This is a genomic window from Hymenobacter negativus, from assembly GCF_017571495.1.
GTDB lineage: Bacteria > Bacteroidota > Bacteroidia > Cytophagales > Hymenobacteraceae > Hymenobacter > Hymenobacter negativus.
This window is the reverse complement of the sequence record NZ_JAGETZ010000002.1, coordinates 346243-368314: the sequence shown is the minus strand read 5'-3', so window position 1 is coordinate 368314 and position 22072 is coordinate 346243. Positions and strand designations below refer to the sequence as shown.

Annotated in this window: 18 protein-coding genes and 1 tRNA gene; 12 read left to right on the top strand and 7 right to left on the bottom strand. The window is 59.4% G+C overall.

Annotation, left to right across the window (positions count from 1 at the left end):
- Positions 1-41 precede the first annotated feature (41 nt).
- Both J4E00_RS05790 and J4E00_RS05785 read left to right on the top strand, forming a co-directional pair.
- Complete coding sequence (locus tag J4E00_RS05790; protein WP_208174156.1) at positions 42-893, top strand: DNA/RNA non-specific endonuclease; 852 nt, start codon at positions 42-44, stop codon at positions 891-893.
- A 172-nt stretch (positions 894-1065) separates the two neighbouring features.
- Positions 1066-1860 carry a DUF547 domain-containing protein gene (locus J4E00_RS05785; protein ID WP_208174155.1) on the top strand — a complete coding sequence of 265 codons (795 nt, stop codon included), beginning with the start codon at positions 1066-1068 and terminating at the stop codon, positions 1858-1860.
- Positions 1861-1964: 104 nt separating this feature from the next.
- On the opposite strand, the gene arsS is transcribed toward J4E00_RS05785, so the two are convergent.
- The 5 genes from arsS to J4E00_RS05760 all read right to left on the bottom strand — a co-directional run bounded on the left by arsS (position 1965) and on the right by J4E00_RS05760 (position 6016).
- On the bottom strand, positions 1965-3011 hold the full coding sequence (gene arsS / locus J4E00_RS05780; protein WP_208174414.1) for an arsenosugar biosynthesis radical SAM (seleno)protein ArsS: 1047 nt from the start codon (positions 3009-3011) through the stop codon (positions 1965-1967).
- 91 nt (positions 3012-3102) lie between these two features.
- Positions 3103-3435 carry an arsenosugar biosynthesis-associated peroxidase-like protein gene (locus tag J4E00_RS05775; protein WP_208174153.1) on the bottom strand — a complete coding sequence of 111 codons (333 nt, stop codon included), beginning with the start codon at positions 3433-3435 and terminating at the stop codon, positions 3103-3105.
- A gap of 49 nt (positions 3436-3484) precedes the next feature.
- Entirely contained in the window at positions 3485-4315 is an 831-nt protein-coding gene (locus J4E00_RS05770; RefSeq protein ID WP_236049511.1) for an SDR family oxidoreductase, read from the bottom strand.
- Positions 4305-5324, bottom strand: coding sequence for an NAD-dependent epimerase/dehydratase family protein (locus J4E00_RS05765; RefSeq protein ID WP_208174150.1), 1020 nt, complete (start codon positions 5322-5324; stop codon positions 4305-4307). The genes J4E00_RS05770 and J4E00_RS05765 overlap by 11 nt, the downstream gene beginning before the upstream one ends.
- Positions 5324-6016, bottom strand: a complete 693-nt coding sequence (locus J4E00_RS05760) for a TIGR04283 family arsenosugar biosynthesis glycosyltransferase (protein ID WP_208174148.1) — start codon at positions 6014-6016, stop codon at positions 5324-5326. The genes J4E00_RS05765 and J4E00_RS05760 overlap by 1 nt, the downstream gene beginning before the upstream one ends.
- Before the next feature lie 152 nt (positions 6017-6168).
- On the opposite strand from J4E00_RS05760, the gene J4E00_RS05755 reads away from it, so the two are divergent.
- The 3 genes from J4E00_RS05755 to J4E00_RS05745 all read left to right on the top strand — a co-directional run bounded on the left by J4E00_RS05755 (position 6169) and on the right by J4E00_RS05745 (position 8687).
- The gene (locus J4E00_RS05755) at positions 6169-6963 is read left to right on the top strand and encodes a DUF547 domain-containing protein (RefSeq protein ID WP_208174146.1); all 795 of its coding nucleotides are present in this window, start codon (positions 6169-6171) and stop codon (positions 6961-6963) included.
- Between the two features lie 43 nt (positions 6964-7006).
- On the top strand, positions 7007-7975 hold the full coding sequence (gene arsM / locus J4E00_RS05750) for an arsenosugar biosynthesis arsenite methyltransferase ArsM (RefSeq protein ID WP_208174144.1): 969 nt from the start codon (positions 7007-7009) through the stop codon (positions 7973-7975).
- A gap of 91 nt (positions 7976-8066) precedes the next feature.
- Positions 8067-8687 (top strand): DUF6134 family protein, encoded by a 621-nt coding sequence (locus tag J4E00_RS05745; RefSeq protein ID WP_236049509.1) that lies wholly within the window; start codon positions 8067-8069, stop codon positions 8685-8687.
- 117 nt (positions 8688-8804) lie between these two features.
- Here J4E00_RS05745 and J4E00_RS05740 read toward each other — a convergent pair.
- Positions 8805-8877, bottom strand: a tRNA-Phe gene (locus J4E00_RS05740).
- 170 nt (positions 8878-9047) lie between these two features.
- Between J4E00_RS05740 and J4E00_RS05735 the strand changes: the two genes are divergently transcribed.
- The 5 genes from J4E00_RS05735 (at position 9048) to J4E00_RS05715 (ending at position 15336) form a co-directional block, all read left to right on the top strand.
- Positions 9048-10448 (top strand): (Fe-S)-binding protein, encoded by a 1401-nt coding sequence (locus J4E00_RS05735; protein ID WP_208174142.1) that lies wholly within the window; start codon positions 9048-9050, stop codon positions 10446-10448.
- A 182-nt stretch (positions 10449-10630) separates the two neighbouring features.
- The gene (locus J4E00_RS05730; protein ID WP_208174412.1) at positions 10631-11482 is read left to right on the top strand and encodes a (Fe-S)-binding protein; all 852 of its coding nucleotides are present in this window, start codon (positions 10631-10633) and stop codon (positions 11480-11482) included.
- A gap of 138 nt (positions 11483-11620) precedes the next feature.
- On the top strand, positions 11621-12133 hold the full coding sequence (locus J4E00_RS05725) for a hypothetical protein (RefSeq protein WP_208174140.1): 513 nt from the start codon (positions 11621-11623) through the stop codon (positions 12131-12133).
- A 95-nt stretch (positions 12134-12228) separates the two neighbouring features.
- Positions 12229-14178: an OmpA family protein gene (locus J4E00_RS05720; RefSeq protein WP_208174139.1), complete on the top strand. Its 1950-nt coding sequence runs from the start codon at positions 12229-12231 to the stop codon at positions 14176-14178.
- 231 nt (positions 14179-14409) lie between these two features.
- Complete coding sequence (locus J4E00_RS05715) at positions 14410-15336, top strand: DUF4476 domain-containing protein (protein WP_208174137.1); 927 nt, start codon at positions 14410-14412, stop codon at positions 15334-15336.
- Between the two features lie 102 nt (positions 15337-15438).
- Here J4E00_RS05715 and J4E00_RS05710 read toward each other — a convergent pair whose 3' ends face one another.
- Positions 15439-15909, bottom strand: a complete 471-nt coding sequence (locus J4E00_RS05710) for a DUF4293 family protein (RefSeq protein WP_208174135.1) — start codon at positions 15907-15909, stop codon at positions 15439-15441.
- Between the two features lie 89 nt (positions 15910-15998).
- On the opposite strand from J4E00_RS05710, the gene J4E00_RS05705 reads away from it, so the two are divergent.
- Both J4E00_RS05705 and J4E00_RS05700 read left to right on the top strand, forming a co-directional pair.
- The gene (locus J4E00_RS05705) at positions 15999-17204 is read left to right on the top strand and encodes a thiolase family protein (protein WP_208174133.1); all 1206 of its coding nucleotides are present in this window, start codon (positions 15999-16001) and stop codon (positions 17202-17204) included.
- Between the two features lie 384 nt (positions 17205-17588).
- Positions 17589-21827 carry an FG-GAP-like repeat-containing protein gene (locus J4E00_RS05700; RefSeq protein ID WP_208174131.1) on the top strand — a complete coding sequence of 1413 codons (4239 nt, stop codon included), beginning with the start codon at positions 17589-17591 and terminating at the stop codon, positions 21825-21827.
- The last annotated feature ends 245 nt before the right edge of the window (positions 21828-22072 follow it).

The following is a 22072-nucleotide window of genomic DNA, read 5'->3' as shown; positions in this document are numbered from 1 at the left end:
TATTGTTCGCGTACCTTCATTATCCCAACGCTTGCCTTTATATGCGCTCCATTGCTCCGCTACTAGCAGCTATTTTGCTGTTGGCTTCCTGTCAGAAAGAAACAGTACCCGGCCCGACGGGCCCCGTTCAGCCGCCGCTGCCGGAACACCTCACGCTGGGAAACCCCAGCGGGGCCACCACCGACGAAGCGCAGCCCACCAATTACCTGCTCTCGAAGCCCCAATATGCCCTTTCCTATCACCGCGACCAGGGCAAGCCGAACTGGGTGAGCTGGCATCTGAGCAGCACCTGGCTGGGAACTGCTGCGCGCCAGGACGACTTCCGGCCCGATGCTGACCTACCAGCCAGCTGGTACCACGTAAGCGCCAGCAGCTACACCAACTCGGGCTTTGACCGCGGCCATAACTGCCCCAGTGCCGACCGTACGAGTACCGTAGCCGACAACTCGGCTACCTTCCTCATGACCAACATGATGCCCCAGGCACCACGCAACAACCAGCAGACCTGGGCCAACCTGGAAGAATATTGCCGCACGCTCCGGGCCGCCGGTAATGAGTTGTACATCATCTGCGGGAGTTACGGCCGGGGCGGCACAGGTTCAAACGGCTACCTCACCACCCTCGACAACGGCCACGTCACGGTACCCGCCCGTTGCTGGAAGGTGGTAGTAGTGCTACCCACCGGTGATAACGACGCCAGCCGAGTTGGCAGCGCGACGCGGGTTATTGCTATTGACCTGCCTAATGACAACGCACTGAGCACAAGCTGGGGTACGTATCGAACCAACGTCGACGCCATTGAAGCCGCTACCGGCCTCGACTTGCTTTCCGCCGTACCTGCCACCGTGCAGCAAACAATTGAGTCCCGCACCGATACCGGGGCTACTAATTAAGTGGTCCGTTCCCGTGGCAGCACGTTTCCCAATCGTCAATGGGAAACGTGCTTGCTGTGCTAGCCTACAGCCATGCCAGTTTTTTTTATGCTTGGCTTGTAAGGTTGAGCCCAGAAACACCTCAAACTTTTCAGCTGCGCAGGCCCGTATATGCCGGCCAACATCTGTGCTAATGAAAGCTTCTTCGTTCTGTGCCCTGCTCCTGGCCGCCTGCTTACTGGGTCTTACTACGGCTACGCCATCGGTTTCGCGGCCGGCACCATTGCCACCACCCTTATCGGCCCCAGTGGCTTTCGACCACAGCGCCTTCGATAAGCTGCTGAAAAAGCACGTCAACGAGAAAGGGCTCGTCAACTACAAAGCCTGGAAAGCCGACCAAACGGCCTTTAACCACTACCTGGACCAGCTGAGCAAGACCCCGCCCGCTGCCAACTGGAGCAAGGCCGAGCAAATGGCCTATTGGCTAAACGCCTACAACGCCTTCACCATCCGCCTCATTCTGGACCACTACCCGGTGCAGAGCATCAAGGACATCGGCGCCAAAATCAAGATTCCGTTCGTGACCACGCCCTGGGCGGCCAAGTTCTTCAGCATCGCGGGCGAAAAGATGAGCCTCGACAACATCGAGCACGGCATTTTGCGCAAGAAGTTCGACGACCCGCGCATTCACTTCGCCCTGGTGTGCGCCGCGCTGTCGTGCCCGCGCCTGCGCAACGAGGCCTACACCGCCGCCAAGCTGGACGGCCAGCTCGAGGACCAGGGCCGCGACTTTCTCAACAACCCGGCCAAGAACAAACCCGGCAAGGCCGCCGCCCAGCTCTCCAAATACTTCGACTGGTACAAGGGCGACTGGACCCAAAACAACCTGTCGGTCGCCAAATGGGTCAATAAGTACGCTACCGTCAAAATGGACGACAATACCAAGATTACCTACCTCGATTATAACTGGAATCTGAACGAGCAGTAGGGCCTCCCCATTGTGGTAAGGCTATTAGTGGTGGCAATAGCTGTTAAAATTGATGCTATAAGCATACGCAAAGTGCGTAGCCGACAAAGGCCAACACCCAGCATTTATGCCACGGTGCCGCCGCAGCTGGACCCCGCGCCGGCCGTACAGCCATAGCAATGCTGGTTGACAACGATGGGTCGCTGGGCCAAGGCCGCCGCGTCGAAGTCGCGGATGTGCTGGCTGGTGCTGGCCACGTGCAGGTCAAGCATCTGATTGAAATCGCAGTCGTAGAGCCCACCATCCCAACCCACCGAAATGGTGTCGCGGCACATCACGCCGGCAGCAGCCGTGGGGTTGAAGGCCGTCACGAGCTTTTCCATATAACCGGCGTAGTTGCCCGATTCCACAAGGTAGTCGAGGAAGCGGCTCACCGGTAGGTTGGTGATGGCAAACAGGCTGTTGAAAACGATGCCGTAGTCCTTGAACAGTGCCCGCTTGAACTGCTGCTCCAGCCCTGCCTGTGGCCCCGGCATAAAGGCCCCGGCGGGGTTATACACCAGGTTCAGCACCAATCCACTATCAGGCTGGCCATAGCCTACAGCATTCAGCATCAGCAGGGCTTTGATGGAATCGGCAAAAACACCGTCGCCGCGCTGCCGGTCAGTTTTATCGGCGGAGTAGAACGGCAGCGAGCTGACGACTTCCACCCCGTGCCGTTTAAAGAACTCGGGCAAGTCGTGATACTTCTTATTGGCTACGATGATGGTGAGGTTGCAGCGCACCAGCACCTTGCGGCACAGCTTGCTGATTTCCTCCACAAACCAGCGAAAATCGGGGTTCATCTCGGGTGCGCCTCCCGTGAGGTCCACGGTGGGGATGTTGGTCTGGGCCAGTGCGTCGAGGCAGAGCTGCATCGTCGCGCGGGTCATAATTTCTTTGCGGTCGGGGCCCGCGTCTACGTGGCAATGTTTGCAGACTTGGTTGCACATTTTGCCCACGTTGATTTGCAGCACTGCCGGCGCTACCGGCCGTAATGGAAACAGCCCCGTTTCGGCCATTTTTTGGTGAAAGGGTGGTAGATGCAGCACCTCGACGACTTCCTGGCGCAGCACAGTCAGCTGAAAAGCCGAATCGGCAAGCTGGCTGCCAGAGGCTTTAAGAGATTTTATCATGGCAAAAAGGTAGCACGAACTCCGCGAGTCCGTGCGCAGGAATGTTGGGTGGCACAACGTACAAACTCGTAGCATCCACGCTACGGGCCTACATGGATAACTCTTTGACTTTATTCATCATCTGCACGCCATGCACCAGCGTAGCTCCCCCACGAATAGCAGCGGCCACGTGAACGGCCTCCATCATTTCGGGCTCAGTGCAGCCTTTTTCCAGCGTATCCGCCGAGTAGGCATCAATGCAGTATGGGCATTGCACTGCGTGGGCCACGGCTAGGGCAATCAGAGATTTTTCGCGGGCGGTGAGAGCCCCTTCAGCGAAAACGGCTCCGTAGTAAGTGAAGAATTTATCGGCAAACTCTTTCTGAAACTCACCGATGTTGCCGAACTTCTTGAGGTCGGCGGGGTTGTAATACGTTTCCATACGTGGGTTTAAAAAATATAAAAAAGGTTAGGGGCCAGATTGTGGCGGGCTATTCGTAGAAATTCCGCATCCGGCGTTGGGAAGTTAACACCACCCAGTCGCCGAGCCGGGGCAACAGCGAATGCACTACCAGAATGAGGCGTCCAAGGGCTGAAATAATTGTGCGCCGCCGCCGCCGCCGGACGTGCTTTAGAATGATGGCAGCCACCTGAGCCTGCGACTTTTGCCAGCGCGGCGGGCGGTGCGCGATGGGCACGGGCTGCCCTGCCGCATCGAGTACACGCTTGTCGGGGTCGTTCTGCGTGAAGCCAATGTGCACCACGCCAAAATGTACCCCGGTCGCGGCTAACTCCAGGCGCAGGGTGTGAGCTAAATTCGCCAGGGCAGCCTTGCCAGCGCAGTATGCCGAGCCGCTGGGCATGCCATTGAGGGCCGAGATTGAGGAGATAAACGTCACACTGCCCTGGCGGGCGATAAGGTGCGGCAGCGCGGCCTTGAGTGGGTACACAGAGCCGTACACGTTGCTATCGAGCACCTGTCGGAATACCTCGGGCTGCATGTCGGCAAAGTAGGCTCGTTGGGAAATGCTGGCGTTGGTTATCAACACATCGAGGCGGCCGAAGCGGTTGAGCGCCATCGCCACAAGGTGCTCGCAGTCGGCATAATTGGTTACGTCGGCCACGCAGGCGGCTACCCGGTAGCCTTCGGCTGCCAGGGCCTGCCGGGTACACTCCAGGCGCTCGGCCTGGCGGCCGTTGAGTACCACGGCGGCTCCCAGTTGGCAGAACGCGCGGGCCGTCTCGCGACCAATGCCCGATTCGGAGCCGGTAATCAAAACGACTTGACCCACCAGCGGGCCGGTGGTGAGATTAGTGGACATAGCCGTGGGCTTTAAACCAGTCGAATGCTTCGACAACGGCTTGGTGAACAGGCGTTCTGGGCAGTTCCAATTCGACACGCGCCTTCTGTGGGGTGAAGTAGTGCCCATCGTTGGCCACAGCAATCATTGCCGGGTTAATCTGGGCGGGGCGCCCGGTGAGCGAAGCCTTCCAGGCGCAGAGTACGCCGTAGAAATTGGCCAGCGGGGGCAGCAACGGCCAGCGCGGCGAGGCCACCTCCAGCACGCCGGCCATCAACCCAAACGCTTCTCGGTAACTTAAATTCTCATTGCCCAGAATGTAGGATTCGCCCACGCGGCCCCGTGTGAGAGCGTTGACGGTGGCCACGGCCACATCGCGCACGTGTACATAGTTTTTGCCGCCCAGCGGGTAGCCCGGCAGCCGGCCGGCGCGCAGTTCCAGCAGTAGCTTGCCCGAGGTTGGTTTGGCATCGCTAGGCCCTAGCATAAAGGTGGGGTGCACCAGCACAGCGGGCAATTGCTCCTGGGTCACGGCTTGCAGCACCAGGTTGGTAGCGGCGCGCTTGCTGTCCATGTAGTCGAGGCCGTAGCGCCGGCCGGTGTAGGGCCGGGTTTCATCACCGGGCCGCTTTTGGGTGCCGAAACCAAAGACATTGGCAGTGCCCACGTAAACCAGACGGGCTACTCCAGCCTTCTGCGCCAGGCGCAGTACCTGCTCCGTGCCCCGAAAGTTGGTAGCCCACACGGTCGGGTTGCGGGCCGGGTTCACCTGGGCGGCAGCGGCGGCGTGGATAATGGCCCCGCAGCCGGCGGCTATTGCTGCCAGTTCCGCTTTGCAGACCGAGCGACTTAAGTCTATTTCGCACACTTCAATAGGCAGCGCCTGCAGGGGCGGCAAGGGCGAGGAGGCAGCGCACTTCTGGCTGGGCCGTACCAGCGCACGCACCGGGTAGCCACGGCGCAACAACTCCGCTACGAGGTGGCGGCCCAGAAAGCCATTGGCACCGGTCACAAGCACACGTGGGAGCATTAGCGGTAATTAAGCAATGCCTTGTAGGTGCGGGCAATGCGGGTGGGTGACAGCTTGAGGAAGTACATCGAGAAGGCGGTGAGGTTGGCCAGCTGCACGCGCAGCCAGCTGTTGGTTTCGTACTTACGGGCCGATACCACCACGTCCTGCGGCACGATGTGAAAGCGGGCCACCCGCCGGATACGCTGAATAATCTCGAAGTCCTCCATGATGACAAACTGCTCGTTGAAGCCCCCTAGCTGCTCAAACAGGACCCGGCTGATGAACAGCGTTTGGTCGCCACCTCGGCTCATGATGCCTTTAAAGCGGGTGCCGTAGCTATTGATGCGCAGCAGCAGATGATTGGAATCGAACCGGAAGCGGTAGCAGCCGGCCGCGTCACCCCGGGCCACAGCTTCCTGGATGGTGGTCACGTAGTCGGGGTGAATGCGCACATCAGCGTGCACAAAATAGAAAATGTCCCCGCGGGCATGCTGGGCTCCGTAATTCATCTGGGTAGCCCGGCCGGGCCTCGGCGATTCCAGCACAGTAGCCCCGGCGGCACGGGCAACAGCAGCCGTACCATCGGGGCTGCCAGCATCTACCACCAGGATTTCTATGCCCTCCGGAGGCGCGTAGCATCGCAGGTCGGCTACTAATCGGCCGATGTTAGCCGCCTCCTTATAGGTGGGAATGATTACGCTCAGCATCAAGAAATAGGAGGGCTTAGAAAATGCAACTTCCGGATTAATTGATAGAGTAAAACTGTAGTCGCTACTTTGTACGAAGTTGCAGCAGCTAGAGGATTGCGGCCTATCAATCTTTAGCGTGGAGCTTTCTCGTATGTAGCACGATGAACAAGCTCATGAAAATATCAACCATCGGGTCCCTACTACTGGCCGCCGGCACGCTAACCGCCGTGGCAGTAACTGGCTTCAGCCCAGTGCCGTCCCCCACCTATGCCGTAGCCGCCACCAGTGCCCTAGTCGACCACAGCGCCTTCGATAAGCTACTCAAAAAGCACGTCTCGGCGCAGGGGCTGGTGGATTACAAGGGATTTCAGGCCGATGAGCAGGTGTTTAATCAGTATTTGGCGATGCTGAGCAAGACTCCGCCCGCTGCCAACTGGAGCAAGGCCGAGCAAATGGCCTATTGGCTAAACGCCTACAACGCCTTCACCATCCGCCTCATTCTGGACCACTACCCGGTGCAGAGCATCAAGGACATCGGCGCCAAAATCAAGATTCCGTTCGTGACCACGCCCTGGGCGGCCAAGTTCTTCAGCATCGCGGGCGAAAAGATGAGCCTCGACAACATCGAGCACGGCATTTTGCGCAAGAAGTTCGACGACCCGCGCATTCACTTCGCCCTGGTGTGCGCCGCGCTGTCGTGCCCGCGCCTGCGCAACGAGGCCTACACCGCCGCCAAGCTGGACGGCCAGCTCGAGGACCAGGGCCGCGACTTTCTCAACAACCCGGCCAAGAACAAACCCGGCAAGGCCGCCGCCCAGCTCTCCAAATACTTCGACTGGTACAAGGGCGACTGGACCCAAAACAACCTGTCGGTCGCCAAATGGGTCAATAAGTACGCTACCGTCAAAATGGACGACAATACCAAGATTACCTACCTCGATTATAACTGGAATCTGAATAAGCAGTAGCGCACTTTCTTGCTTCATCTTTAGCCTAAAGCGCCTCTTCATTATGGGTTATCTCGACACCACCGCCGACGTGTACCGCCAAGCTGCCCAGAAGCCCCAGGTGGGCCTGTGCTGCACCACTAACCCTGTATGGCAACTGCCCAGCCTGCGCATTCCACAACGCATGCTGAGCATGAACTACGGTTGCGGCAGCACCGTAAACCCGCGCGACCTTACCAATTCGCCCACCGTGCTCTACGTCGGCGTGGGCGGTGGCATGGAGCTGCTGCAATTCGCATATTTCAGCCGCCGGCCGGGGGCCGTGATTGGGGTAGATGTGGTGAGTGAAATGCTCGAAGCCTCCCGCGAAAACATGCGGACGGCCGAGGAGCAGAACGACTGGTTTCGGCAGGATTTTATTGACCTCCGCGCCGGCGATGCCCTGCACCTGCCCGTAGCCGACGAAAGCGTAGACGTGGCCGCCCAGAACTGCTTGTTCAACATCTTCAAGCTCGACGACTTGCGCCGGGCCCTGCAGGAAACCTACCGTGTGCTCAAACCCCACGGCCGCCTCGTGATGTCGGACCCCACTTGCGAGCAACCCATGAGTGACGAGTTGCGCGCCGACGAGCGTCTGCGCGCCCTCTGCCTCACCGGCTCTTTGCCCCTGCAACAGTACCTGAATATGATAACCGAAGTAGGTTTCGGCACGGTGGAGGTGCGCGCTAAACGCGCCTACCGCGTGCTCTCGCCCCAGCACTACGCCACCGCCGAGTTGATTTACATAGAGAGCGTGGAAGTGTGTGCCATAAAGGAACCCGTACCTACTGACGGTCCCTGCATATTTACTGGTCGCACGGCTATCTACTACGGTTCCGAAGAATACTTCGATGACCACGAAGGCCACGTGCTGCTACAGAATCAACCCTTGGCCGTGTGCGACAAAACGGCCGGAACGCTGGCCCGGCTGAACCGCGACGATATCTTCATCTCACCCTCGACTTACCATTACGATGGCGGCGGGTGCTGCTAGCTCGCCCAATCCCTAAGCTGCTTTAAAGAACGGCGATGCCCGCTACAAGTTGGCAGGGGCCTTGTTTTTACTTTTCTAACTGCTTGCGCTCATGTTGCTCCCTTCTTTTTTGCTGGTCAGTGCCCTAGTCCTGCCCGCGCCCGTGGTTGCGGGCCCACCCGCTGGGGCCGAGGCGCGGCACTACGGGATTGAAGTGGCCGGCCTTCGGGTAGGCACCATGACAGCGACACGGCAGGCACCGGTTGGGGCCGATGTGACGTACTCCCTGGTAAGCGACGTGAAGGTAAACTTCCTGCTCTACCACCTAAAGATTTACTACCAGGTAACCAACCGCTTCCATAACGGTCAGTTGCTGCTCTCGACGGTAGAAACGCACACCAACCAAGGCGATTTCGCTTCCCGGACCGAGTGGAAGGGTGACCACTACGACATTGTGGCCGACCAATACAAGCACCACTACAAAGCCACCGAAACACAGCCCATTCGCTACGCGGTAACAAACATGTTTTTTGGCGAGCCGCCATTGAGCCAAACGCGAGCCTTTGCTGAGTACTTCGGTGATTATTTCGCTTTGAACCGAGGCAAATCAGGTAGCTGGCAGGCACTGCGCGACGGACGCGAAGACGAGTACCAGTATGTAAACGGTCAACTGGTAACGATTATTAAAAAGAACCCGCTCAAGAACTTCATTATCCGCTTGCTGCCAGAATAATGGGCTGGTAGCAGGCAGTCGTTGGATTGTAAAGGCAGTGTCTACGCATTCAACAAAACCTAAGTATTTGGCCTAAAAGCAAAACCCCCATTTCTGTTATAGAAATGGGGGTTTTCGTGGCAACAGTTGGAATCGAACCAACGACACCAGCATTTTCAGTGCTGTGCTCTACCAACTGAGCTATGTTGCCGTTTCCCCGTAGCGCCTTTAGGTTGCTTTGGGGACCGCAAAGGTACGAATCCAAAACAATGACGCAAGGAATGGAGTAAAAAAAGTGTTGGGACCTGTACTTTTTTCCAGAAAGTATTCGGCATGCCGAGTATCTTGCGTCCCCAATCGTTCCCACCTTACCTTTACCCCATGTTGCAATCTATCCTCTTCCTGCTGCTCTTGGTAGCAGCTTTTGGCTTGTTCACGTGGCAGGTCCGAAAAATTCGCGCCAATATCCTCGTCGGACGCGACCGTGACATGAGTGGCCACGCCGCCGAGCGCTTCCGCAAAACCCTGCTGGTGGCCTTCGGGCAGCAGAAAATGTTCAAGCGCATGACGCCGGCTCTGCTCCACCTCGTGGTGTACGTGGGCTTTCTGGTCATTAACATCGAGGTAATTGAAATCGTCATCGATGGCTTGTTTGGCAACATTTTCGGCTTCCACCGCGCCCTGAAGTTTCTCGGGCCGGTGTACGATGCGCTAATGGCAACCAATGAAATCCTGGGGGCGTTGGTAATCATAGCAGTGGCTGCTTTCTGGTGGCGCCGCAACCGCAACCCACCAGTGAAACGCCTCAGCGGCGTGGAGTTGCGAGCCTGGCCCAAGCTGGATGCCAACATCATCCTCTACATTGAAGTAGCCCTGATGGCGGCCCTGTTCTTCATGAACACCGCCGACCTAAAGCTGCACCAGATGGAGGGAGTAGACCTGCCGGGCACTTTTCCTATCAGCAATCTGCTGGTGGGCCTGCTGCCGTCTGATGTGGCTACGCTGCACGTGTTAGAACGTCTGGGCTGGTGGATTCACATCACGGGTATCTTCCTCTTTCTGAACTACCTGCCAAGCTCAAAGCATTTCCACATCATCTTGGCATTCCCGAACGTGTGGTATTCGCGTCTGGTACCGCAGGGCCAGTTTTCGAATGTGGAAAGCATTACCAATGAAGTGAAGGCCATGATGGACCCTAGCTTCGTGGTGCCGCCCGCGCCCACCGCCCCCGACGGCTCGGCCCTGGCACCCACGCCGTTCGGCGCCAAAGATGTGGAGGACCTGCCCTGGACCAACCTGCTGAATGCCTACTCCTGCACTGAGTGCGGCCGCTGCACTTCGGTGTGCCCAGCTAACCTGACGGGCAAGTTGCTCTCACCGCGCAAAATAATCATGGACACGCGTGACCGCATGGAGGAGAAATACGAGTCGCCGCTCATTTTCCGCCCCAACGTGTATGGCCCCGAAGCCAAGCACGAGCCCGTAACCGACCTTATAGAAGCCACGCTGCTGCGCGGCAAAGTGACTCCTGAAGAGCTATGGGCCTGCACCACCTGCAACGCCTGCGTGGAAAGCTGCCCCGTGAACATCAACCCGCTCGAAAGCATTATTGAGATGCGCCGCTTCCTGGTGCTAGAAGAATCGGCTGCCCCGAACTCGCTGAACGTGATGTTCTCCAACATTGAAAACAACGGTGCGCCGTGGGCCTTTTCGCCTTCGGACCGCTTCAACTGGGCTGACGACTTGTTTGCGGCTGAGAAATCGGCAGCAACGGTTGCCTAATCGTCGCATCAAATGCACGGTCACGCGGAGCGCAGGCAAAGCATCTTTACCGTGTAAGTAATCCATTTAAAAAAGATAGTTACGCGGTAGAGATGCTTCGGCTTCGCTCAGCATGACGTTCTACATAATAAGCTGTTATGACTCCCGAAGCTCCCACCAAAAAGCAAATCAACGTTCCCGTCATGGCCGATTTGGCGGCCCGTAACGAATCGCCCGAAATCCTGTTTTGGGTGGGCTGTGCGGGTGCGTTTGACGACCGGTATAAGCGCGTGACCCGCGCCTTTGTGCGGATTCTCGACCATGTGGGCACCAAGTATGCTGTGCTGGGCCTGGAAGAAAGCTGTACCGGCGACCCCGCCAAGCGCGCCGGCAACGAGTTTCTGTTTCAGATGCAGGCCATGCAGAACATCACGACCCTGAATGGCTATGGCATCAAGAAGATTGTGACGGCCTGCCCGCATTGCTTCAACACCATTAAGAACGAATATCCAGCGTTGGGCGGTGACTACGAAGTGATTCATCACAGCACTTACTTGCAGCAGCTCATCAACGAAGGCAAAGTGGGCGTGACCGGTGGCGAAAGCTTCAAAGGCCGTCGCATCACCTTTCACGACAGTTGCTACCTGGGCCGGGCCAACAATATTTACGAAGCTCCACGCGACGTGCTGGCGGCCCTTGATGCTGATTTGGTAGAGATGAAGCGCAGCCGCGCCAACGGCTTGTGCTGCGGCGCCGGCGGTGCTCAGATGTGGAAAGAGCCCGAGCCTGGCAAAAAGGATATTAACATCGAGCGCACCGAGGAGGCTCTGGCCACTCTCAGCGGCAAAGCCGATGCGCTAGCCAACCTAGGTGGTGTAGAAACGGAAACCAGCACGCCCGCCACGCACGACCTGCAAGGCAGCATCATTGCCGTGGGGTGCCCCTTCTGCATGACCATGATGAGCGACGGCGTGAAGAACAAGGAACAGGAAAGCAAAGTCCAGGTCTTCGACCTCGCTGAATTGGTGGCTTCAGCCGAAGGCATCAACGCCTAGATTTTGCGGACTACTTAATTTTTGGGGGTAAACGAAGCAAGAAAAACGAGCTTGCTTCGTTTACCCCCATAACTTTGAGGCATCAGGCTGCCGCGCTGCCGGTTTGCCCGCCATTGCCCACTGTTAATTCTGCGGCTTATGTACGTTGCTTTCGACCAACTCCCACCCAAAGCACGGGTCTGGATTTACCAAGCCAGCCGGCCGCTCAGCGGCCCCGAAATAGTGTCGGTGATGCCGGCGCTGGCGCACTTTGCCGATGAGTGGACCAGCCACGGCCGGAGCCTGCTGGCCTCGGCAGAATTTCTGCATCAGCATTTTCTGGTGATTGGGCTTGATGAAGACGTTGCCAACGCTAGTGGCTGCTCCATTGATGCTTCGGTGCGATTTGTGGCGCGACTGGAACAAGAGCTTGGGGTGACGCTGCTCGACAAATCCCAGCTGGCATTTTTACGAGCCGGCACAGTGTACACCGTGAAGCACACTGAACTCAAGGCTGCTGTGGCTGCTGGAACTGTGCTTGCGGACACCTTTTATTTTGATAATACGGTAGCGACTAAGGCTGAATTGGATACCCACTGGCCCCGCCCAGCAGGTGAAACCTGGTTAGCTCGCTTCTTCAGACACGAAGAAAAAAATCCGGCCCTAGCATGAATCCTAGTTAAACGTAGTATTATTGCTAACCCAAAAATGCCTAGTCGGTACCTTTTCCCCCTGCCCTCTTTCTCCACACCACCCCAATTTCACCTATGAGGAAACTATTATTCGTCTGCACTGCGGCTGGCTCTGTCGCGCTAATGAGCGGTTGTGCCACTACTGGCGGCATGAGCAAAGGCGACAAGCAATTCGCGCGAGGCCAATATGAATTGGCAATTCCTTTGTACCAGGCCGATGTAGCCTCGGGCAAAAATGCGGCCATCTCCAACTTCCGCATCGGTGAGGCCTACCGCCTCTCGAACCGGGTGGAGATGGCCGAACCCTTTTACAAGGCGGCGCTGGATGGCGGCGTGAAAAACGCCGACGCCGGCTTCCGCTACGCTGAGGCCCTGAAAGCCAATGGCAAGTACGACGAAGCGGCTGCTCAGTTTGCCACTTATGCCACCAGCGGCGGCAACCGTGCCCTCGCTGCCCGGGCCGAAGCCGAAGCTAAAAATGCTACGGCTAGCAAAGACGTAGCCGGTATGAAGAACAAGTACGATGTGATGCCCGTGGACGCGCTGAACTCGGCGGCTTCCGATTTTGGTGGTGCAATGATTCCCGGCGGCGACTTCGTGTTCACTTCCGGCCGCGAAGGCAAAAAGTACCTAGGTAATGGCGAGAACTTCAACCACCTCTACGCCATCAAGTTTGACGATGCTACGGCCATGACCGGTGGTACCGCTCGCAAGCTCGAAGGCCCTTTCAACAGCGAAACCAAGCACGAAGCCAGCGCCACTTATACCCCCGACGGTAAAACAATGGTGTTTGCTCGCTCGAACAGCGGCAAGAAAAACGACTATAAGCCGGAAGGTGGCGACAAAACCACGCTCCTGAGCGTTGACCTTTGGATTTCTTACAACAAAGGCGGCACTTGGAGTGAGCCCGTACTCGCCAACATCAACGACCGCACCGCCGACGACTTCTCGCCGGTTTTCGCGCCCGATGGTACTACACTATACTTCTCCTCGGCTCGCAAAGGCGGCCAGGGTGGCAACGACCTTTACAAAGCCACGCTGGGCCCCAATGGCCGCTTCTCGCCCGCTGAGAATCTAGGCGAAAGCATCAACACGGCAGGCAATGAAAACTTCCCCGGCGTAGCGCCTGACGGCACGCTGTACTTCGCCTCGGACGGACGTCCGGGCTTGGGCAAGCTTGACTTGTTCATGGTGAAAGGTGGCAAACCGGTAAACCTAGGTGCTGATGTAAACAGCCCTGCCGACGACTTTGCCCCCGTGCCGATGGCCAACGACATGGGTCTGTTCAGCTCGAACCGCGCCGGTGGCAAAGGTTCGGACGACGTGTACATGTTCAAGAAGAAGCCCCTCAAGCTGGTTACCTTCTATGCTGATGGTACTGTGCTGGAGCGCGACGACAAAGCCGGTACTACTACGCCGGCTGCCGGTGCTACCGTTACCGTGAGCGGCCCCAACGGTGCCCCACAGACAGTAACGACCGACGCCTCGGGTAAATTCAACCTGAAGCTGGACTCGGTGAGCAACTACAGCTTCCGGGCTGAACGGGCTGGCGACTTCGCTGCGCGTACGACCCTGAGCACTTCGGGCCGCAAGCCCAGCCAGGACCAGCTGCCTAATCTGACGAATGACGTTCAACTGCCAGTGACCCTGACGCTGAACAAAATCATCCTTGCTCGGGCTATCGAAATCAAGGACATCCTGTACGATTACAACAAATACGACATTCGTCCGGATGCCGCTATTCGCCTCGACACGCTGGTGCAGACACTAGTGGACAACCCCAAAATTTCGGTTGAGTTGAGTTCACACACTGACTCGCGCGGCAAGGACGCCTACAACTTGAAGCTGTCGCAACAGCGCGCTCAGGCCGCCGTTGACTACATCGTGAGCAAGGGCATTGCCAAAACCCGCATCACCGCCAAAGGCTACGGTGAAACCCGTCCGTTGGTGGCGAATGCCAAGACCGAAGAAGAATTCCAGCGCAACCGTCGCACGGAGTTCAAAGTGACGAAAGTCGCGAAGTAACCTAAGCGTTTCACTGATTAGAAGAGCCCCCGCAGCTTCGGTTGCGGGGGCTTTTTATTATTCATTATGTTGGAAAATAGGGTATGAATGAAATGACGCAAAACATGGCATAGGTTTTGAAAACAGCTTCACAGCAGCCGGATTTTCCCGGCCAGCATTTTTCCTCCTGGTACCATGAAAAAGGCTTTACTTCTCGCTTTGGTCGGTTTGTTTATAACCGCAGTTCCTGCATTGGCTTACCCACCAGCCCCGGCCAATGTTAACTTTTCGTCGGAGCGCGGGGTACCATTTGGGCTGGTGCTCGATGGGCGTCCGCTCACGCGGGGCATGGCCCGGCAGGTACACGTCGACCAACTAGTGCCCGGCCTGCACTGGGCCGATTTCAGCGTGCCCACAGCATATGGCGGGGCCGTGCGCTTCCGCAGCCGCGTATGGTTGGAGCCTGGCCTCGAAACCACGTTTGTGCTGGTGACGCGCCCCGGCCGGCCGCTGTATTTGCAGCAGGTAAATGCGGTGTCGCTGTATGGCGGCGGGCGGGGCTATGGCAATGGTTACAACAACGGCTATGGTGGGCGCTACAACAGCCCCACGCCCTATCCTGCTCCCGTGCCCCCCGCACCAGGCTACGGCAACGACCCTTACAACGGCGGCAACCCCAACAGCGGATACGATGATGGCAGCTACAGCAATGGCGGCAATGGTGGCTACAACACGCCCAATCCTAACAACAACGGCGGCGATAATAACGCGCCCAATAATGGCAATAGCCCTTATGGTACCAATTCGAACGCGCCCGGTGGCTATCATAATGGCTCCAACAACGGCACGGGGTATTATCCCGGCTCGACAGTGAGCAGCTACCGGGCATTGGCCCCGCAGGACGTAAACGGCCTGGTGCAAACCATGCGGCAGCGCATTACGGAAGTGAGCAAGCTAAATGCGGCCAAGGACGGCCTGAAAGACCGCAGCATTCAGGCCGACGACCTGGACCGGCTGTTGCGGAGCCTCAACTCTGAAGCTTGCCGGATAGAACTGGCGGAGTTTGCCTACTCCCACGTTTCGGACCCCAATAATTTCAGCCGTGTGTATGATGCTTTCGAGACGGAAGACGGGGCGCGTGCAGTAGAGCAGGCAGTAGGTGCCGCACCACAACGGTAAACATGTAATCCTGAGCAGAGCGAAGGATAGCAGACAATAAGAAAGGCCACTGTAGCAATACAGCGGCCTTTCTTATTGTCTGCTAAATCAACTCTACAGCCCCTATCGAAGGCGGTCCATGCTGCGCACCAGTTGCTCATCGCGGCGGATGAAGCGGTTGGCCAGCAGGTTGAGGAGCAGGGCCAGGGTGGGCAGGTAGAAACCCATCAGGAACTGGCCTTCGAGCTTGAGGTTGAGCAGTTGCTCGCCTTTGTTGGAGAAGTAGAACATGGCGCCCAGCGTGGATACGATGAGCAGCAGGTTGACGGAGCCCAGCAGCAACTGTTTGGCGCGGCTCCGGAACTGAAAGATTTCGAGCGCCGCCACGGCTGCTGAGGCGATGGCCAGCACGCCGATGAGCCAGACGGGCCCCGTGCCGGCGGGCGTGAGGCCTTGGGCCTGGAAGCCGAAGGCAGTGAGGGTAAGTTCCTGGTGCGTGAGGCCGTCGACTTTGTGCCACAGCGGCAGGGCCAGGACGCTCAGCATGGCCAAAGCCAGCAATAGTAAAAACACGCTTTGGATTCTTTGTATCATCTTTGTTGTAGTGTAGAAAAGGGCCGGACCGGTGCCGAGCCACAAATTTAGTCTCATCCGGCGCTTGCGCCGCCATTAGTTACTTCCGAATGCCAACTGCTTATATCGTGGACGCGGTGCGTACCCCGATTGGAAAATTTGCCGGCGCCCTCAGCAGCGTCCGCCCTGATGATTTGGCCGCCCATGTGCTCCGCGAGCTCCTGCGCCGCAACCCCTCCGTTGATAAGAACGACATTGAAGACGTCATCATTGGCGCGGCCAACCAGGCTGGTGAGGACAACCGCAACGTGGCCCGCATGGCGGCGCTGCTGGCTGGCCTACCCATTACGGTGCCCGGTGTGACGGTGAACCGCCTTTGTGCCTCCGGCCTGCAAAGCATCATGGACGCCTCGCGGGCCATCATGGCCGGCGAGGGCGATGTGTACCTGGCCGGCGGGGCCGAGAGCATGACCCGTGCACCCTTCGTCATGGCCAAGTCGGAGTCGGCCTTCGGGCGTGAGCTTACGGCCCACGACACCACGCTGGGCTGGCGCTTCATTAACCCGCGTCTGAGCAAGCTGCACTACCCTTTCGCCATGGGCCAGACGGCAGAAAATGTAGCCAAGCAATACGGTGTGACCCGCCTGGAGCAGGACACCTTTGCCTTTGAAAGCCAACGCAAGTATGCGCGGGCGCTGGAGAAAGGCCGCTTCCGCAAGGAGATTGTGCCAGTGTTCATTCCCAATCCTAAGGGCGACACGGCTTTGTTTGATGCCGACGAGCAGCCGCGCTTCTCGTCCATTGAGAAGCTGGGCACTCTTAAGCCGGCCTTCCAGCCTGAGGGCGGGACGGTAACAGCCGGCAACTCAGCAGGCATCAACGACGGGGCAGCGGCCGTGCTGGTGGTGAGCGAGGAGGCGCTGAAGAAGTACAACCTGAAACCCCTGGCGCGGGTAGTAGCCTCGGCCGTAGCCGGCGTCGACCCTTCGGTGATGGGCCTGGGCCCTATCCCGGCAACCCAAAAGGTGCTGAAACGCGCCGGCCTGACGATGGCCGACATCGACCTGATTGAGCTGAACGAGGCCTTCGCAGCCCAGAGTATTGTGTGCATCCGGGAGATGGGCATGGACCCCGCCAAGGTGAACGTGAACGGCGGTAGCATTGCCATGGGCCACCCGCTGGGCAGTTCGGGCGCCCGCATCACGGCCACATTGCTGCACGAGATGCACCGCCGCGGCGAGGGCATGCGCTATGGCCTGGCCACCATGTGCGTGGGCGTGGGTCAGGGCGCCTCCATGGTGTACGAGAAGCTATAGCGGCCTCAGCGGCGTGGACGGAAGCCTCCACCCTCTTCATACATTGCTTGATGCCTAGCATGATGGAGAAGGGATATTAGCTCCGAACCGGTGCACTTATTCAATAAAAAGAAAAAGCCCGCTGCTCAGCGGGCTTTTTCTTTTTATATCGGGTCTCTCCGAATAAGTGGAAGCAGGGCCTGCTATCAGCGCTGCAAGTCAGCCTACTATATTCTCGTACTGCTGACTAAGAAAAATCAGCAGTGCAACTAACACAGCACGTTACAACACCGTGCGATGAATAATAAGCATGTTTATGTCATACCACATCCACTCTTCGGTTCGGAACTTTGTAAGGCCGCGCGGGTGCGGGGCTGTAGTTTATTCATCCTATTCTTTTTGCATATGATGCATCTCTTCTCTTTTCTGCGACGGTCCGCATGCTCCTTGGCGGCGATGGGCCTGGGGCTGGTTACGGCCGGGGCGGCGCAGGCCCAAACCTTTACCCCGTCGGCCACCTACAGCACGGGCATCGTTCCGCAGGGCATTGCCTCCGCCGACGTGAACGGGGATGGTCGGCTCGACCTCATCATGACCAACTCCAACAGCAACACCGTGGGCGTGTTGCTAGGCTCGGCCACCACGCCGGGCACGTTTCCGGCCACGGCCACTTTCTACGGCTCGGGCGGCACCTTTCCGGTGCAGGTGGGCATGGGCGACGTGAACGGCGACGGTCGCCCCGACATCGTAGTCGATAATGCCAACAGCAATAACGTGAGCGTGCTGCTGAACTCAGCTACCACGCCGGGCACCTTCGCGACGGCTGTGGCGTACCCGAGCAGCAGTTCCGGCCCCCGGGGCCTGGGCCTGGCCGACGTGAACGGCGATGGCCGGCTGGACGTGGTGGTAGGTGGCAGCGGAACCATTGGTGTGCTGCTGAACTCGGCCAGCACGCCGGGCACCTTCGCCACCGGCATCACCTACCCTACCGGGGTTGACGCCGATGCCATCGCCGTGGGCGACGTGAATGGTGACGGCCGCCCCGACGTGGCCGTGACGGGCTACTTTACTGCCAATACTATTATCGTGCTGCTGAACTCGGCCAGCACGCCGGGTACGTTCCCAACTGCGACCTCTTACGGCTCAGGCGGCGGCACCCCCCGGGGCGTCACCTTCGGCGACGTGAACGCTGACGGCCGCCCCGACTTGGTGGTGGGCAACGAAAGCTCGGGTAACAACGTGGGCGTGCTGCTGAACTCGGCCACCGCGCCAGGCACCTTCGGTACGGCCGTGGCGTACCCGAGCGGCGCCAACGGCCCTAACGGGGTCCGGGTGCGGGATATGAACGGTGACGGCCGCTCCGACATTGTGGCCGCCAACTACGACGTCAGCAACGGCAGCACCGTGAGCGTGCTGCTGGGCTCGGCCACCACGCCGGGCACATTTGCTACCGGCACCACCTACAGCAGCGGCGGCCAGGGCCCCGTCAATCTGGAAGTTAGCGACCTGAACAACGACGGCCGCCCCGACATTGCCACTACCAACGTGCTCAGCTCCACGATAGGCGTGCTGTTGAACACCAGCCTGTTTACGGCGCCCACCCTCAGCAGCATCAACCCAACCAGCGGTCCGGTGGGCACCAGCGTCACCCTCACCGGCACCAACCTGACGGGGGCCACGGCGGTACGTTTCAATGGCACAGCAGCTACCACCTTCGCCGTGGTGAACGCCACCACCGTGACGGCCACCGTGCCCGCAGGCGCCACCACCGGCAACGTGACCGTGACCACTCCCATCGGTACCAGCAACGGGGTGGCCTTTACAGTGACCGCGCCAACCACCGTCGTGTCCATTGTGCGGGCCGACCCCAACCCCACCAACGCCGCCAGCGTGCAGTTCACGCTGACGTTTGCCGCGCCCGTCACGGGCCTCTCTCTTTCCAATTTTAGCGTAACGTTTATTGGCTCCGGCTTCACCAGCTTTGGCAGCATCACGGGCTTCTCAGGCTCAGGCACCACGTACACGGTGACGGTGAATACCGGCAGCGGCAGCGGCGACATTCGCCTGAACCTGGCCAACAGCACCGGCCTGACGCCCAGCGTGAGCAATGTGCCTTACGTTACCGGCGAGCAGTACACCATCGACAAGACCGCGCCCACAGTGGCCATCAGCAGCACGGCGGCTACTGGCAGCACCACGAGCACGACACCTTTCGCCTTCACAGTGACCTTCTCGGAAAGCGTCACCGGCTTCGTGCAAGGCGACCTGACGGTCAGCAACGGCACGGTATCGGGCTTCTCGGGCGCGGGCACCACGTACACCTTCAATGTAACGCCCACCACGGCCGGCACGGCCACTACCGTCAACGTGCCCCAGAACGTGGCCCAGGACCAGGCCGGCAACGGCAACACCGCTGCGGCCGCCGCCTACTCGCTGACGTTCCAGGCGCCTACCATCACGGTAACTCCGGCCACGCTGCCGAACGGCACGCAGGGCACGGCCTATAGCCAGACGCTGACCGCTGCAGGCGGTACGGCGCCCTACGCTTTTGCCTTCACCGCCGGCACTCTGCCAAGTGGGCTGACGCTGGCCAGCAACGGCACGCTGGCGGGCACGCCAACGGCGAACGGCTCGTTCAACTTTACGGTGACGGCCACCGACGCCTCGGCCGCGCCGGGTCCGTTCAGTGGCTCTATCGCTTACACACTCACCATCGCGGCCCCGGCCGTGACGGCCGTCATCTGGACTGGCAGCATCGACAGCAACTGGTACACAACCGGCAACTGGACGCCCACTCAAGTACCCACGGCCACCACAGACGCCACCATCCCGACCGCACCCAGCGGCGACCGCTTCCCGGCCATCACCAACAGTGCGGCCAACGCCCGCAACCTGACCCTAAACAGCGGCGCTAGCTTGACTCAGACTGGCGGCACGCTGGCGCTGGCCGCTGGCTTGACCAACAACGGCACCTTCCAGCCCACGGGCGGCACGGTGAGCTTGGGTGGCACGACACTGAGCAACATTCAGGGCAGCGGCAACACCCGCTTCTGGAACCTGACGGTAGGCGCCAACGGGGCGCAGTCGGCCACCTCGGCCAGCACCTCGGTGCAGCGCCTGCTCACACTCAACGGCAACTTCACCACCAACGGCAACCCCTTCAAGCTCGAATCGAATGCGAGTGGTACGGCCATGGTGGTGAACAACGGCAACAACGTGGTGAACGGCACCGTGACGGTGCAACGCTACATCGCCACCGACCTCAACCCCAACCAGGGCTACCGCCACATCTCGGCACCCATCGGCAACGCCACGGTGGGCAGCCTAGCCACGAGCGGCTTCACGCCCGTGGTGAACCCGGCCTACAACGGCTCGGCCACCCCGTACACGGTGACGCCCTTCCCCACCGTCTACGGCTATGACCAAGCCCGCCTAGCCACGACCAACAACAACCTGATTGTGTTCGACAAAGGCTGGTTCTCGCCCGCCGCCACTGATGCGCTGGCCGGGGGCCAGGGCTACACCGCTCTCATCAGCGGCGGCCAGACCTGGAACTTCACGGGCGCCCTGAACAACGGCAACGTGACGCAGGCCTTGGCCCGCAACGCCGGCCCCACGGCCGCCGACGCAGGCTGGGCCCTCATCGGCAACCCCTACCCCTCGCCCTTGGACTGGTTCGCAACGAGCCAGGACGCTGGCGCTTTGGTGAACGTGGGCACCACTATGTACGTGTACCAGAGCAACGACCCGTCCAACCCCTACGCCGGTGCGTACGGCTTCTTCAACAACGGCATCGGCACCATCAGCAACATCCTGCCGCTGGGCCAGGGCTTCTTCGTGCGGGTGGCCGATGGCCAGACCGCCGGCTCGGTGACGTTCAAGAACAGCCACCGCCCCACTAGCTACGCGCCCACCACCTACCGCCGCACCACCGAAACCCGCCCCCTAGTAGAACTGAACCTGCAAAGCGCGGGCAGCGCCCTGACTGACGCAGCCTTCGTGTACTTCGAGCAAGGCGCCACCGACAGCTTCGACCGCACATTTGACTCCGAGAAGCTGCCCAACCCCTCGGGCTTGAACCTGAGCACGAGCCTGACAGCCACCCAGCGCCTGGCCATCGACGGGCGGGCGCCGCTGGGCACCGCTCAGCGCGTGGTGCCCCTGGCCGTGGGCGTACCCGCCACGGGCAGTTACACGCTCAGCGCAGCCCAACTGCTGAACCTAAGCACCACGCCGGTGTACCTGCGCGACCTGTTGACTGGTGCTGTGATTGACCTACACACGCAGTCCAGCTACGCCTTCACGGTGGCAAATGCCTCGGCGCTGCTCACCAGTCGCTTCGAGCTGGTGTTCTCGCCGCAGGGACCACTGGCGACGGCGACGGCCGCGCTGGCAGCCCAAGTGGGCCTGTACCCCAACCCAGCCACCGCTGCGGCCTTTGTGGAACTTCCGGCCTTCCTGGGCCGGGCCGCGGTAGCAGCGGAACTGGTGGACGCGCTGGGCCGCACGGTGCGTAGCCAGTCGTTGTCCGCCCAGGGCGCGGCGGCTCACCGCCTCGACCTAGCCAACCTGTCCACGGGTGTCTACACGCTGCACCTGCGCACCAGCACCGGCGTCATCGTCAAGAAGCTCGTGGTCGAATAGGCCGTCACCGCCCCAAACGAGCGGCTCTCAGCAGTAACGGCAAACGCCCCCGCTACGGTTCGTAGCGGGGGCGTTTTGCTGACCGCCCTTTCGTCAGCTCTCTCAACGCTAGAGGCGTTATATATTGGCCAAGCGCGCAATGCAGCCAACGCCTTCGCTGTGGAGCTGCCCACCGGCCTCCCTCTGGCCCGGCGTGTGGTGGTGGAGTAGCGCGAACTTTATAGTTTGTGTGGCAGCACAATAAT

Bases quoted from the DNA above. Each gene is read 5' to 3' on its own strand.
- J4E00_RS05710 (WP_208174135.1), bottom strand. From the start codon at position 15,909: ATGATACAAAGAATCCAAAGCGTGTTTTTACTATTGCTGGCTTTGGCC.
- J4E00_RS05720 (WP_208174139.1), top strand. From the start codon at position 12,229: ATGAGGAAACTATTATTCGTCTGCACTGCGGCTGGCTCTGTCGCGCTA.
- J4E00_RS05785 (WP_208174155.1), top strand. From the start codon at position 1,066: ATGAAAGCTTCTTCGTTCTGTGCCCTGCTCCTGGCCGCCTGCTTACTG.
- J4E00_RS05765 (WP_208174150.1), bottom strand. From the start codon at position 5,324: ATGCTCCCACGTGTGCTTGTGACCGGTGCCAATGGCTTTCTGGGCCGC.
- J4E00_RS05775 (WP_208174153.1), bottom strand. From the start codon at position 3,435: ATGGAAACGTATTACAACCCCGCCGACCTCAAGAAGTTCGGCAACATC.
- J4E00_RS05730 (WP_208174412.1), top strand. From the start codon at position 10,631: ATGGCCGATTTGGCGGCCCGTAACGAATCGCCCGAAATCCTGTTTTGG.
- J4E00_RS05770 (WP_236049511.1), bottom strand. From the start codon at position 4,315: ATGTCCACTAATCTCACCACCGGCCCGCTGGTGGGTCAAGTCGTTTTG.
- J4E00_RS05725 (WP_208174140.1), top strand. From the start codon at position 11,621: ATGTACGTTGCTTTCGACCAACTCCCACCCAAAGCACGGGTCTGGATT.
- J4E00_RS05735 (WP_208174142.1), top strand. From the start codon at position 9,048: ATGTTGCAATCTATCCTCTTCCTGCTGCTCTTGGTAGCAGCTTTTGGC.
- J4E00_RS05745 (WP_236049509.1), top strand. From the start codon at position 8,067: ATGTTGCTCCCTTCTTTTTTGCTGGTCAGTGCCCTAGTCCTGCCCGCG.
- J4E00_RS05700 (WP_208174131.1), top strand. From the start codon at position 17,589: ATGATGCATCTCTTCTCTTTTCTGCGACGGTCCGCATGCTCCTTGGCG.
- J4E00_RS05755 (WP_208174146.1), top strand. From the start codon at position 6,169: ATGAAAATATCAACCATCGGGTCCCTACTACTGGCCGCCGGCACGCTA.
- J4E00_RS05790 (WP_208174156.1), top strand. From the start codon at position 42: ATGCGCTCCATTGCTCCGCTACTAGCAGCTATTTTGCTGTTGGCTTCC.
- arsM (WP_208174144.1), top strand. From the start codon at position 7,007: ATGGGTTATCTCGACACCACCGCCGACGTGTACCGCCAAGCTGCCCAG.
- J4E00_RS05705 (WP_208174133.1), top strand. From the start codon at position 15,999: ATGCCAACTGCTTATATCGTGGACGCGGTGCGTACCCCGATTGGAAAA.